Consider the following 13,197-nt stretch of genomic DNA (forward strand, 5'->3'; position numbering starts at 1 on the left):
ATCGGTCAGGATGGCCAAGGCCATTACATACGAAATACACCAAATTTGGTCTCTTCTATCGGCGCATTGAGCGCGGCAGATAAAGCTAAACCCACCACATCCCGGGTTTGTGCCGGGTCGATAATGCCGTCATCCCACAAGCGGGCGCTGGCATGGTAGGGGTGACCCTCTTTGTCGTATTGCTCGACGATAGGTGCGCGGAACTTTTGCTCTTCATCATCTGACCATTCGACACCCTTACGGGCTAAACCATCACGTTTCACCGTGGCTAACACACCGGCAGCCTGCTCGCCGCCCATCACTGAGATACGTGCGTTGGGCCACATCCACATCATGGTAGGCTCGAATGCACGGCCACACATGCCGTAGTTACCCGCGCCATAACTGCCACCTATGATGACGGTAAATTTAGGCACCTTGGCACAAGACACTGCCATAACCATCTTGGCACCGTGTTTAGCTATGCCTTCATGTTCGTACTTTTTCCCCACCATGAAGCCGGTGATATTTTGCAGGAATAAGAGGGGGATCTTGCGCTGACAACAGAGCTCGATAAAGTGGGCGCCTTTCTGGGCCGACTCTGAAAACAATATGCCGTTGTTGGCGACGATGCCGACTGGGTAACCGTGAATACGGGCGAAACCACAGACTAAGGTGTTGCCGTAGTTGGCCTTAAACTCATCGAAATCTGAGTCATCGACCACACGGGCAATCACTTCCCTGATATCGTATGGCTTCTTAAGATCTGTGCCGACTATGCCGTAAAGCTCATTGATATCGAACTTAGGCGGTTTTACCGGACTGAGCTGGGCTGCAATCGTCTTCTGATGGTTCAAACGAGTAATCGCTTTCCGTGCCAGCTCTAATGCATGGTCATCATTTTGCGCCAAATGATCGGCGACCCCAGAGATCTTAGTGTGTACCTCGGCGCCGCCAAGCTCCTCAGCCGTGACCTCTTCACCGGTTGCCGCCTTTACCAGCGGTGGTCCGGCGAGGAAGATGGTGCCTTGCTCTTTGACGATAATGGATTCATCCGCCATGGCTGGCACATAGGCGCCACCTGCGGTACATAAGCCCATGACCACGGCAATTTGAGGAATGCCTTTGGCTGACATTTGTGCCTGGTTGTAGAAGATGCGACCGAAATGGTCTCTGTCTGGGAAGACTTCATCTTGGCGGGGTAGGTAGGCGCCGCCAGAATCGACCAGATAGATACAAGGCAGATGACAGCGACTGGCTATCTCCTGCGCCCGCAAGTGTTTCTTAACCGTGACAGGATAGTAGGTGCCGCCCTTAACCGTGGCATCGTTGGCGATGATCATACACTCGACACCGCTAACACGGCCTATTCCAGCAATAACGCCGGCAGCAGGGATGACATCTTCATATAATTCATAGGCGGCGAACTGAGAAAGCTCAAGAAACGGCGAGCCGGGATCGATCAGCTTCTCGACCCTCTGCCTAGGCAGCATCTTACCGCGGGATAGATGGCGTTGACGGGCAACTATCCCGCCACCTTGTTCAATCTGTTGCAGCTTGGACTTAAGATCTTGAACCAGGGCAGCCATGTCTTCATGCTTTGCCTTGAATTCATCGCTACGGGAATTTATACGACTGCTAAGTTGCGTCACGGTGTCAATCCTTTTGAGCAAAACTGAGGTCAAATGACGATGCCAAATGAATATTGATATCGCCTCTGTGTCTGGCGGAGCTACTTAGATTCGTTGAACAGCTCGCGGCCGATTAACATGCGGCGGATCTCCGAGGTTCCGGCGCCAATTTCATAGAGCTTGGCATCACGCAGGAGCCGACCCGTAGCATAATCGTTGACGTAACCGTTACCGCCGAGCAACTGGATCGCATCCAGTGCCATCTTAGTCGCGAGCTCGGCGGAGAAGAGAATGGCACCGGCGGCATCTTTACGTGTGGTTTCGCCTCGGTCACAAGACTTGGCCACATTGTAGACATAAGACTTAGCCGCGTTCATGCCGGTATACATGTCGGCAAGCTTGCCCTGTACCAGCTGGAATTGTCCGATGGACTTACCGAATTGCTCACGCTCATGAACATAAGGAATGACGATATCCATACAGGCGTTCATTATTCCCAGGGGACCACCGGATAGCACCACACGTTCGTAATCTAGGCCGCTCATCAATACCTTGATGCCGTTGTTCAGGCCACCGAGTATATTTTCTGCCGGCACTTCGCAATCCTGGAAAACCAGCTCACAGGTGTTAGAGCCACGCATACCGAGTTTGTCGAGTTTCTGCGCCGTGCTAAAGCCCTTAGAGTCACGGTCGACGATAAACGCCGTGATACCGTGGGCACCCTTGTCCAGATCTGTCTTAGCATAGATGACATAGGTTTGTGCATCGGGACCGTTGGTGATCCACATCTTGTTGCCATTTAAGATGTATCTGTCACCCTCTTTGCGAGCGTGTAACTTCATGGATACTACATCCGAACCCGCATTAGGCTCACTCATGGCAAGAGCACCTATGTGCTCACCGCTGACCAATTTGGGCAAATACTTGGCTTTTTGCTCGGCATTACCGTTGCGATTAATCTGGTTAACACACAGGTTAGAGTGAGCGCCGTAGCTCAGACCAATCGAGGCAGAGGCGCGGGAAATTTCTTCCATGGCAACCACGTGAGCCAGATAGCCCATTTCAGCGCCGCCATATTCTTCAGATACAGTCACACCCAGCAGACCCATATCACCCAGCACTGGCCAGAGATCATTAGGAAATGCGTTGTCCGTATCTGTCTTCGCTGCGATGGGGGCAATTTCATTGGCGGCAAAGTTCTGCACTGCATCACGCAGCATGTCGACATCTTCGCCTAGGCCGAAATTAAGAGATGAGTAGAGTTGAGTCATTGCTTGTGTCCTGTCAATTTCATAAATCTTTGATGAATAGATTTTTATTATTGTTGATATTTCGCTCAGTAACCTTGGTTGGTTACTGAACTTTATAAATTAGGTTTGTCATTGCTGCCGGTGATTATTCTTCTTCTTGCAGTGCCAGTGCCGTCCTGCATTGCTGCTCGGCAGAGTTGAGCTCCATCAAGACAACCTTGATGTCATCCATCTGCTGCTGCAGGGATGATTTCTTGTCTTCGACGAGATCTAACATGGTCTGAAGTTGTGAGCTGCTGTTCTTATCGGCATCGTAGAGTTCGAATAGACGGCGAGTCTCGGCGAGTGAAAAGCCCAGGCGTTTCCCTCTGAGGATCAGTTTAAGACGCACCCTATCTTTTAGCCCATAGATGCGAGTTTGCCCACGACGCTTAGGCTTAAGTAAGCCCTGATCTTCATAGAAACGGATACTACGTGTGGTAATATCAAACTCTTTCGAGAGATCGCTAATAGAGTAAGTTGTCTGGGGACTCTGATTTTCACTCATAAAAAACACCATAATATTTAACTTTTCCAGAACGATATATGAAGTTTACGTAAAGGTAAAGCTAATGGCCATTTTGAACATTGAGTTTTTAATCAGATTTGTGCGGGTGAACGTCAAGCAAATGTGCCACTCGGCTATGAGACTAGGCTTGAGGTGCGAGTTAAGATCTAGGATTAAGGGCTGAAGTGTTAAGCGGTAAACATTTAAGTGTCTGATATTTGAATAGTTTCCTTGTTATAAAACCCGGACGTTAAAACCGAGCAAACGGTACGTTATTCTTATCGGGCGGTTAAAAAATAAACTCGGCAACTCGACTGATTTCACATCGGCTTATTCTAGGTCTAATAGGAATCTGTGTATCTGCCATTTTAAACCACAGCCAATATAGCGCCTAGATGGTAGCTGGCCAAGATAGCTATTGGCAGACCGCTGTGGCTGCTGACGCCATAGCTTGTCAAACGGTCGCCGATCCCCTAGTGTGATCAGCTTGAGCGTGAGCCTACTAACCTTAAGGTAAATCCTGCCATGCTAACGTGTCTAGCATTGCAGGATTAGAGATAAACATGAAACTAATTTGTCATTCAAGTGTAAAGCCTAGTAATTAACTTACCAAAGTCTGTATAATCTCCGCCAAAATATAACCTATCGTCTATGCTCCTTAGATGAGCTACCTCTTATAAAAGAGCGGCTAATATCCTCGCCTTTCCTCTGGATTGGAATGGTCTTAGTCAATAACAAGATAGGGTAAATAATCTCTGTGACCTGCGGAATTTAATCAATGCAAAACCACACCAAATTACATGATATAGGCGTGATCGGACTGGGTGTTATGGGCAAGAATCTTGCACTTAACATTGCCGATAACCAATACAGGGTCGCCGCGTTTGACCTCGATTCGAACAAGGTGCAAGGTGTTGTGCAACAAGAGAAATCTGAGCGCGCCGCCAGCCAGAAAACCCAAGTTCCCTTGCGTATTAATGGCTGTAATAATCTTTCTGAAATGTTATCTAGCCTCGAAAAACCACGTATATTGGTGCTATCAGTGCCAGCGGGCTCCCCAGTCGATGGCGTGTGTAATGCACTCATCGACGCGGGTATCGAGTCCGATGATATCGTTATCGATACGGGCAATAGCTTATGGACCGACACGGTCGAGCGTGAAGCGCGTTACTCGAAGCAATTTGTCTTCTTCAGCTGCGCCGTATCCGGCGGTGAGATGGGCGCGCGTTTCGGCCCATCATTGATGCCGAGCGGTGACATCAAGGCCTGGGATAGAATTAAGCCTATCTGGGAAGCGATTGCGGCTAAGGTCGATGCCGACACTGGCTTACCCATAGAGCGTCAGGAGCCGGGTAATCCGGTGACAGAAGGCGAGCCATGTACGACCTATATTGGCCCAGCAGGTTCTGGTCATTATGTGAAGATGGTACATAACGGCATCGAATATGCTGATATGCAGCTTATCTGTGAAGCCTATCAGTTACTCAGTGATGGCTTTGCCATGACGACGACTGAGATTGCCGATCTATTTGATAAATGGAACCAAGGTAGCCTGAATAGCTATTTGATGGAGATCAGTGCCCAAGTACTGAGGCAGGCCGATCCTATCACGGGTAAACCACTGGTTTCGATGATCCTCGATAAGGCTGGGCAAAAGGGCACAGGACTCTGGACTGCGGTCAGCAGTCTGCAGATAGGTTGCCCGGCCCCAACGATTGCCGAAGCCGTCTATGCCCGTGCCGTTAGTACCCAAAAAATGCAGCGACAGGTATTGAGTCAACTGCTAAAAGGTCCTGTGGCTGAAAAACCAACAGCTGATGAGCGTGATGCTTTTATTGACCAGCTTGAAAATGCCCTCTATTGCGCCAAGATTGCCTGTTATGCCCAAGGCTTCCAGCTGATGGCCATGGCGTCGAAAGACAGAGGTTGGACGTTAAATTTCGCCGAGATTGCCAAAATATGGCGTGCGGGCTGCATTATCCGCGCCAAGTTCCTGCAATCTATCACTCAAGCCTATCAGGCTGCCGCTAATGATGGCACTGAGTTGGTTAACTTGTTGATGGCCGATGATTTCAGCATTGCCTTGTCTGACAAACAACTGGATTGGCGTAAAGCAGTATCGGCGGCGGTACTCAAGGGGATTCCCGTGCCTTGTATCAGCTCGGCGCTGGCCTATTATGATAGCTATCGCTGTGAAACCTTGCCAGCAAGTCTGCTACAGGGACAGAGAGACTTCTTCGGTGCCCATACGTTTGAGCGCACCGATAAGCCCGCGGGGGAGAAGTATCACCTCAACTGGAGTCAGGCTGCCAGAGACTTGATTAAGGTCTAATACTTCTTTTACCAACCGGCATTATATCTGCTTGCTCGTTATAGCAAAGCGTAAAAAAGGCTTCCATGGGAAGCCTTTTTTGTGCGCGTAAGCAACTAACTATACGATTAAAAATCTGCCTCGACGCTAAAGCTCATAGCTTCACGTGTCCTAGGGTGATTGAGCTCCAATAGCTCGGCATGTAAGTGTAATCGTTGGCTCTTTTTGCCATACAGGTCGTCACCGACTATTGGCATGTTAAGGCCTTGGGGGTGGGCGCTATGAACCCTAAGTTGATGGGTGCGCCCTGTTTTGGGATATAGGTGCACTTTAGTGCGTCCATTTATTCGAGAAATGACCTGCCATCTAGTTTCAGCTGGCTTGCCATGTTCGAAACATACCAATTGCCTAGGTCTATCATCGAAATCGCCGCGAAGCGGTAAGCTGATGATGCCCTCATCTTGGCTGAGTTCTCCGGTTAGCAGAGCGACATAACGCTTGTTAACGGTGCGAGTGATAAATTGCTTCTGCAAGCTCTTATTGGCCGCCTTGTTGAGGGCTATTACCATCAAACCTGAGGTGGACATGTCGAGTCTATGGACGATAAGCGGGCCAGTAGCTTCAGGGTAAAGCTGTTTAATTCGTGAATACACAGAATCATCTATGTTTCGACCCGGAACAGACAAGAACTCGGCGGGCTTGTTGATCACTAACATGTCGTCATCTTGATAGATGATTTCGAGCTGTTTACCCTCGGCAGGATTGGTCAGTAGTGGGTTTTCATCGATGGCTAGGCCCTCAAGCATATGGCCCAAGATGGGCTGACACTTTCCCTGACAGGCGCCATAGAAGTTCTTATGTTGCCTTATTTCAGACTTTGGCGCTGCCCCCCACCAAAACTCGGCCATGGCGATTGGGATCAATCCATGCTTAAAGGCGAAATGCAACAGTTTCGGCGCGGCGCACTCGCCTGAGCCTGCTGGTGGAACCTTGTGTATGGTGTCTGTAAATATATCACCTAAGCTTCTGTGCTCACCCTCAATGTTTAAGAATCTATACTCATCAAACAGACGCTGTTGCAGGGCGCCGGACAGGTTTTTACGTTGAAGCTTTAAGCTTGAAAGGTGTCCATTCACTTGTTCATAGGCTTGCTTGGCACTCGCTAGTCGCTCATCCCAATAGAGGGTTAGCTCTTTTAAGCGGTGCTTATCTTGCACGCTCTCCCGGCTCATCTGAATACCGAGCAGTTTATGGGCGTCTGCATCTAGGCTCTCACCCGCCAGACGCTGGGCCTTTCTGTGTTTACGATTCTCAATCATGGTTACGCGGTGAGCGGCTATCTGTTGTTGGGCGAGTCGAGTTTCATCGGCTAGCCTAGCGTGTAACCGCGCCAGTTCTGGATCGTGTTTTAGTGCTGTGATCTCAGCGTTTATCAAGTTTATCTTGTCTTGCTCGGGAATAAAGAAGCCGTCTTTCGCCAACATATCAAATACGGGAGGAACGAAGTGTGGCAGCAGGTTTTGATCGGCAATCTTGCCGGAAAACGCCGACAGGTACCCTAGCTCACCTTGCTGGTTTTTCACCAGCAGCACACCGAACATCTTGCCTAAAGCATCACTCCCATCGACATTGAGACTAGCGCCGTTAACTTCAGGTAAAGCAGAGCTTTTAGCTGCAGGTAAACCAAAGTCATGTTGCCAGTCAGTCTGGGTGTCGAGATGTTGCTGTAATTCACTGACGGCCAACAGACACAGAGGATGAGGCTCATAATAAAATGGAAAGGTGAACCGCTCTGGAAGAAAATATTCTGATGTCGACGCGTTAAATGAGGTAAAACAATGTTCTGGGGAATGCATCTGCGGGTCTTTTTTAGTAAACGGTTAGCCATGAACGTTTAGCGCCTGAATCGCAAGTCTCATCAGGACTCAATGCGTTCATCTGACGATAAATGTCGATAAAAAGTGGCAGGGATTTTAACCTTTTATAAGCGAGAGATCATCTTGCAATTGTAAAAATTGCTGTTTTTAAATTTGCTTGGTTTGGGTGTTTTGTTCGGCTGGCTCGGTGTTGGCCAGTATTTTGAAGGTCGACCCTTGATGGTTATCTATCGCCTGCAGCGGTGCCGGGTCTTGTATGTTCCAGACATACATTAGACATTTCCTGTCTCCCTATAGGTCAGATGCACCAATGTCGTGATCACATGGTCAGAGATGTTCCAGACATCATAATGACATTTCCTATATCCCTATAGGTCAGATGCCTAAGAGCGACCTTACGTGCACTCTTTATTTTGAGACGGTTCTACGAGGCGCCGGCTTTTGATTTTATAAGAGTCATCCCTATACGCTCTGCGATTTCCAATAACGTACTTGTTTAACTGCCAGTTCGGCAAAATATGTCCCTATAAAAAGGCCAGTTCAGCCAATTATGTCCCTATAAAAAGGCCAGTTCAGCATCCATGCTTCTCGTTCATAGGCTCATGGCTTTACCATATTCACCATGCTTCTCGTTCATAGGCTCATGGCTATGCCATATTCACCCAGCCTCTCGCTCGAAGAGCTCCACTGAGTGAAGCCTCGCCCTGAAATCGAAGCTCGCAGCCGCATCTACACCTAGCTGTTCTACAAGAATGGGGTCTCTCGATTTTAGAGTGTGTGTTATTGCTAATTTGAGAGGCTTAATCATGGCTCGCACCATGTATCCTCTACGTTGAAATTGGGGGAATTTAAGTATCAAAAATCTTATGGGTGTCCACTTATCATTGCCCTTATCATTGTGCATCCAAATCATCGCCTTGATACTTTAAGTTAAAATAAATTATCGCCTTACATGCCATTTAGTACTCACAATGTCAGCACTGGTATGTGGTCAATGGCTTCATTTTTATGATGGGTGGCTCGATAAATTCAATACAGATAGGCCTTCTCCGTTCGCAGGCTATAACCTCGCAAACGAATATCTTGCCTGACAGACTCTAAAAAAGGGCTCGAATTTGTCATTTTCCTCAACCTAGAAAGCTGTGTTTATATACAGTATTATTCGGTATTGATAAAAAAACAAGTGAGGGTGCCTAAACCGATGCACACTTTGCTATTGTGGTGTGTAAGATAATCGTGTAAATTCAGTAACGTACAAGTGTTCGCGCTTCAATGGATTAGATAATAGGACAGGCAAAGCGTGCATGCGCGTTTTGGCTGAAAGTGTATTGGATACAACTTATCGACTGCATAGGGTATTGAGTTGTTTTTAATGCATTTTTAAGTCTGATTTCAGCGCGCGTTTTTCCAAAGGGCATTGGCGAAACCCGCATGCCGTATATTATAATGTTATGTACACAATCAAGTTTAGGTGTTAAATGGAAATTCGTATTGGTGAATTAAGAAATGAAGAAGTTATAACTCTGTTAAAAGAGCATCATGAGGATATGCTTTCACACTCTCCACCTGAAAGTGTTCATGCATTAGATTTAAGTGCCCTAGAATCACCAGATGTAACTTTTTGGAGTTTCTGGGTAAATCAGGAATTAGCTGGCATTGGTGCCTTAAAAGAGCTAGAGAAAGGGCATGGAGAAATAAAATCAATGCGCACATCAACTAACCACTTACGTAAAGGTATTGCTCGTAAGCTATTGGAACATATTATTAATCAAGCGAATATTCGTTCGTATAAAAAACTGAGCTTGGAAACGGGTACTATGGATGCTTTTCTACCAGCACAGAGGCTTTATCAACAATTCGGTTTTGAAGAGTGCGAACCTTTTGGTAATTATAAAGAAGATCCATATAGTATGTTTATGACAAAAAGTATTGTGTAAAGTGTACCTAACAAAGTTTTTCAAGTCGGACAAATTACAGTTGGCTTTTTGTTCGTTCCTCACTTATTTTAGCCAACTGCAATTTGCCGCTTAAAACGGCGTTAGGTTAAATATGGATAATCTCCAAGTTTTATTATCAAATGTAGAAATTTTGAGAACTGGACATGATGGTGGTCATTTATACTTAATGGGTAAAACTGTCGATCCTGTTCACGGTAAAACCGATGCTTACTGTTACTTTGAAAGTAAGAAAGCAGAGCGAGAATTTGAAAGCAATTGGAAAAACTCTGATCTTGTTATCACTAGTTCAAGGTGGGAGTTCAATAAAGGTACAGGTTTAAGTCTCCATGAAATCTCGTGGATTTTAACCTAACAAGCTAATTAATAAGGACAAAAAACAGTTGGCTGTTTTCGTTCCTCAACATTTTAGCCAATAATTTTTTGCCCATTATTAGGGCGTTAGTTGTCATTGGAGTTCACCGTAATATGCAGTACAGAGTTGCTAATTTTAATGACATAAGAGACTTGGCTAAATTACATGCTGAGAGTTGGCGAGATTCTTATAGAGGGATATTCCCCGATGATTTTCTTGATAATGAAGTATGGGATGAGCGGGAAAAGTCTTGGGGTAGTCGTTTATCTTCACCTAAGCATAATCAACGTGTGTTAATCGCTACTGACAATGATGAAATATGTGGGTTTGTTTGTGCTTTCGGAAATGAAAGTCCCAAATGGGGAACTTTCATCGATAATTTACACGTTTCAAAAACAGCCCAAGGTAAAGGTGTTGGTAAGCAGTTAATGTATTTAATTGCTGAATGGGCAGATCAATTATTTGATCACAAAGGTGTATACCTTGAGGTTCTAGAAGGGAATTTAAATGCTCGTAGTTTCTACCATAGGATTGGGGCAAAACACCAAGAAACAAATTTATGGCAACCGCCTGGCAGTAATGAGACAGTCAACGATTTACTTTATGTATGGGAAAGTAATTTACCTTTATTGCAAATCAACAACTAACAAGCCAATTAAGACGGGACTGCTAACAGTTTGCTCGGTTCCGCTTCGCTTCACATTTTAGCAAACTATTATCAGCCCCTTATTGGGGCGTTATGTGTTCTTAATTATGCAATATCTGTTCGTATTAATTATCATTGTTGCTCTCGTTATCCTTTTTAAAAGGTTTCGAGCACAAAATTCAATGCCAGTTCACTGGGAGCCACAAGATATCGCAGATCTTCTGCAAACCTGCATCGAAGGTGAAACGGATCATAAAGCATGGGATTACTTCGAATGTTGTGAAATCATAGAGCCGAAATTGGAAAATATTCGGCTAAGAGCTATAAACGCTTTGTATGGCCCTGACTGGCCTAAATACATGAAGAGCATTGAAACAGATGATTACCTAACTCAGGAAGGTAAAGAGTTATTCGCAGAACTGGTTGCCGAATGCTAAGTGGTACTCCGTAGCACAGAGAACACATAACTAATAAGGATAGGCCGCGCGCAGCCGCGTCCTTATCCCAAGTGTTGAACAAGCCCGAGGTTTGGTAATACTCTTTATTAAGTAAATAGCAGATCGAAAATTTGATCTATTTGAGGTAAAAATCAGAGTGTAACTTTTCTTTAGTCAGCACTATCCATTAGCATCAAGAATACTAAAGTAATCATTTATATATCAGCTTGTTACCTTCTTACACCCCCTTCATTTGTTGATCCCATCATCCCTATTTCCTCGCAATAAGTTCCAGCGCTAGGCTGTGAGTATCAAGCTTGTCGTTCGATTGAACCTGCGGATCCCCAAGAAGTCCATTGGCTTATGACAACACGGGCAGCAGCGTATCGCCAATAACCAAGACACCCAATATTATTCTCTGTTAGATGGCCTGTACCTGCTAGAGCCAGATTGCGGTCAATAACCAAGACACCCAATATTATTCTCTGTTAGATGGCCTGTACCTGCTAGAGCCAGATTGCCAGAGAAATTCGATCCTCCCACTTTTAATACTCCATACAATACTCAATAATTCTGTCATGAGCTAAATTTCGACTATTCCCTTAAAAATCAGACATAAAAATAACCAAGCAGCCGTTTGGTTATGCTTGAATATAATAATTTAAAATGGATGTCTCTCAGTCTTGATTAAATGCCATCTAGCCATCGATGACAGTTGGCGGCTCCTTGTCGGCGCTTACGGTCAAGGTGTTCACAATACGCTGTTAACTCTTGAGGGCAAATAACCAAGAAATAACCAAGACACCCAATATTATTCTCTGTTAGATGGCCTGTACCTGCTAGAGCCAGATTGCCAGAGAAATTCGATCCTCCCACTTTTAATACTCCATACAATACTCAATAATTCTGTCATGAGCTAAATTTCGACTATTCCCTTAAAAATCAGACATAAAAATAACCAAGCAGCCGTTTGGTTATGCTTGAATATAATAATTTAAAATGGATGTCTCTCAGTCTTGATTAAATGCCATCTAGCCATCGATGACAGTTGGCGGCTCCTTGTCGGCGCTTACGGTCAAGGTGTTCACAATACGCTGTTAACTCTTGAGTATTGCCCACAGGCCCTTTGAAAATCTTGGTAAATTCTGAGGTTAGTTTTATCCAGTTTTCTTGCGGGATATTAAGTCTCTTTAATATCTTGGCCGACTCTTGACTCATAGAGCCTCGCTTGCCATCTCTGACTATACGCCCTGTATCATCAACAAGTTGCAGGTAATCTTTAGCATTGAACATGAGCCCCTTAGGCATTGCTTTATGTTCGTTGCCAACAAAGGGTAATAGTGTATTGGGCTGCTCACCGTTAAGCGCTGCCTTAATACGCAGTTTGATGCTAGTGAAATCTGAAGTTTCTGGTGTAGCAGCCATCTTAGCGCGGATTGGGTTCAAATCTACATAGGCCATACAGGCCAGTACTGCCGCTTCATCAAGCAGGGCCTGGGACTTAAATCGTCCTTCCCAGAAGCGCCCAGTACACTTGTCCTCTGCATTGGCTCTACGAGCAATAGGTTCATTCAGTGCCCGCATAAACCAAGAGATATCCATCAGCCGTAAGCGGTACTCTTTGACTCGTTTATTGATAATGCTTTGTTGATAGGATTCAAGTGGTTCACCTTTAACAAAGTCGTGATTAAGGCTATCGCCTTTAAACAGCTTTTGCCATTGAGTGACCACTTCGATATCTGACCAATGCTTAGCTAACTCCACATCAATACGTAATACGAGATGTAAATGGTTACTCATCACTACATAAGCACAAATATCAATGGCAAACACAGCTGCAAGTTCTAATAGTCGACTTTCAACCCAATCCCGTCTATGCTCATAGGATTGACCTGTGTAATGATCAACTCCGCACAAAAAAGCCTTTCTAACACAACGAGATACGCAATGATAATAGAGCGTATCCTCTAAGCTGACTAACGCTTTTCTTGGTGTAGGCATAATAACCCCTCCTCAACAACTCTGACTTAAGCGTAGTCAAGGGATCTTAATCTGACAATCCTGGGTGTCTTGGTTGTTATTTCAGGCAAGACTCAAAATCTGAACCTATGACGCAGATCATCCATTGGGCTAGTTGTTCCAGCATAGTGTTGGCCTAAAACGTGTGTGTATATCTGAGTCGTATTCAGATCGTTATGCCCTAGTAACT

Annotated in this window: 11 protein-coding genes; 5 read left to right on the plus strand and 6 right to left on the minus strand. The window is 45.6% G+C overall.

What is annotated here, in order from left to right:
* Positions 1-23 precede the first annotated feature (23 nt).
* The 3 genes from HRU42_RS10240 to HRU42_RS10250 form a co-directional block, all read right to left on the minus strand.
* Positions 24-1,631: a carboxyl transferase domain-containing protein gene (locus tag HRU42_RS10240; protein WP_295030831.1), complete on the minus strand. Its 1,608-nt coding sequence runs from the start codon at positions 1,629-1,631 to the stop codon at positions 24-26.
* 80 nt (positions 1,632-1,711) lie between these two features.
* Positions 1,712-2,881: an isovaleryl-CoA dehydrogenase gene (locus tag HRU42_RS10245; RefSeq protein WP_295030833.1), complete on the minus strand. Its 1,170-nt coding sequence runs from the start codon at positions 2,879-2,881 to the stop codon at positions 1,712-1,714.
* A gap of 124 nt (positions 2,882-3,005) precedes the next feature.
* Entirely contained in the window at positions 3,006-3,407 is a 402-nt protein-coding gene (locus tag HRU42_RS10250; protein ID WP_295030834.1) for a MerR family DNA-binding transcriptional regulator, read from the minus strand.
* A gap of 778 nt (positions 3,408-4,185) precedes the next feature.
* On the opposite strand from HRU42_RS10250, the gene gndA reads away from it, so the two are divergent.
* Complete coding sequence (gene gndA, locus HRU42_RS10255) at positions 4,186-5,739, plus strand: NADP-dependent phosphogluconate dehydrogenase (RefSeq protein WP_295030836.1); 1,554 nt, start codon at positions 4,186-4,188, stop codon at positions 5,737-5,739.
* Between the two features lie 107 nt (positions 5,740-5,846).
* On the opposite strand, the gene HRU42_RS10260 is transcribed toward gndA, so the two are convergent.
* Positions 5,847-7,574, minus strand: a complete 1,728-nt coding sequence (locus HRU42_RS10260; protein ID WP_295030837.1) for an RluA family pseudouridine synthase — start codon at positions 7,572-7,574, stop codon at positions 5,847-5,849.
* 168 nt (positions 7,575-7,742) lie between these two features.
* Positions 7,743-7,868, minus strand: a complete 126-nt coding sequence (locus HRU42_RS10265; RefSeq protein WP_295030839.1) for a hypothetical protein — start codon at positions 7,866-7,868, stop codon at positions 7,743-7,745.
* Positions 7,869-9,073: 1,205 nt separating this feature from the next.
* On the opposite strand from HRU42_RS10265, the gene HRU42_RS10270 reads away from it, so the two are divergent.
* The 4 genes from HRU42_RS10270 (at position 9,074) to HRU42_RS10285 (ending at position 10,988) form a co-directional block, all read left to right on the plus strand.
* Complete coding sequence (locus HRU42_RS10270; protein ID WP_295030840.1) at positions 9,074-9,532, plus strand: GNAT family N-acetyltransferase; 459 nt, start codon at positions 9,074-9,076, stop codon at positions 9,530-9,532.
* Between the two features lie 112 nt (positions 9,533-9,644).
* Positions 9,645-9,905 (plus strand): hypothetical protein, encoded by a 261-nt coding sequence (locus HRU42_RS10275; protein WP_295030841.1) that lies wholly within the window; start codon positions 9,645-9,647, stop codon positions 9,903-9,905.
* Positions 9,906-10,018: 113 nt separating this feature from the next.
* Positions 10,019-10,552 carry a GNAT family N-acetyltransferase gene (locus HRU42_RS10280; protein ID WP_295030843.1) on the plus strand — a complete coding sequence of 178 codons (534 nt, stop codon included), beginning with the start codon at positions 10,019-10,021 and terminating at the stop codon, positions 10,550-10,552.
* A 181-nt stretch (positions 10,553-10,733) separates the two neighbouring features.
* Complete coding sequence (locus HRU42_RS10285; protein ID WP_295030844.1) at positions 10,734-10,988, plus strand: hypothetical protein; 255 nt, start codon at positions 10,734-10,736, stop codon at positions 10,986-10,988.
* A 1,020-nt stretch (positions 10,989-12,008) separates the two neighbouring features.
* Here the strand turns inward: HRU42_RS10285 and HRU42_RS10290 are convergent.
* Complete coding sequence (locus tag HRU42_RS10290) at positions 12,009-12,989, minus strand: transposase (protein WP_295030846.1); 981 nt, start codon at positions 12,987-12,989, stop codon at positions 12,009-12,011.
* Between the last annotated feature and the right edge of the window lie 208 nt (positions 12,990-13,197).

This window comes from Shewanella sp. (assembly GCF_013214165.1).
Taxonomy (GTDB): Bacteria; Pseudomonadota; Gammaproteobacteria; order Enterobacterales; family Shewanellaceae; genus Shewanella.

What these genes read in the sequence shown, in the direction of transcription:
- HRU42_RS10245 (WP_295030833.1), bottom strand. Translation starts at nt 2,881, where the DNA reads ATGACTCAACTCTACTCATCTCTTAATTTCGGCCTAGGCGAAGATGTC.
- HRU42_RS10250 (WP_295030834.1), bottom strand. Translation starts at nt 3,407, where the DNA reads ATGAGTGAAAATCAGAGTCCCCAGACAACTTACTCTATTAGCGATCTC.
- gndA (WP_295030836.1), top strand. Translation starts at nt 4,186, where the DNA reads ATGCAAAACCACACCAAATTACATGATATAGGCGTGATCGGACTGGGT.
- HRU42_RS10260 (WP_295030837.1), bottom strand. Translation starts at nt 7,574, where the DNA reads ATGCATTCCCCAGAACATTGTTTTACCTCATTTAACGCGTCGACATCA.
- HRU42_RS10265 (WP_295030839.1), bottom strand. Translation starts at nt 7,868, where the DNA reads ATGTATGTCTGGAACATACAAGACCCGGCACCGCTGCAGGCGATAGAT.
- HRU42_RS10270 (WP_295030840.1), top strand. Translation starts at nt 9,074, where the DNA reads ATGGAAATTCGTATTGGTGAATTAAGAAATGAAGAAGTTATAACTCTG.
- HRU42_RS10275 (WP_295030841.1), top strand. Translation starts at nt 9,645, where the DNA reads ATGGATAATCTCCAAGTTTTATTATCAAATGTAGAAATTTTGAGAACT.
- HRU42_RS10280 (WP_295030843.1), top strand. Translation starts at nt 10,019, where the DNA reads ATGCAGTACAGAGTTGCTAATTTTAATGACATAAGAGACTTGGCTAAA.
- HRU42_RS10285 (WP_295030844.1), top strand. Translation starts at nt 10,734, where the DNA reads ATGCCAGTTCACTGGGAGCCACAAGATATCGCAGATCTTCTGCAAACC.
- HRU42_RS10290 (WP_295030846.1), bottom strand. Translation starts at nt 12,989, where the DNA reads ATGCCTACACCAAGAAAAGCGTTAGTCAGCTTAGAGGATACGCTCTAT.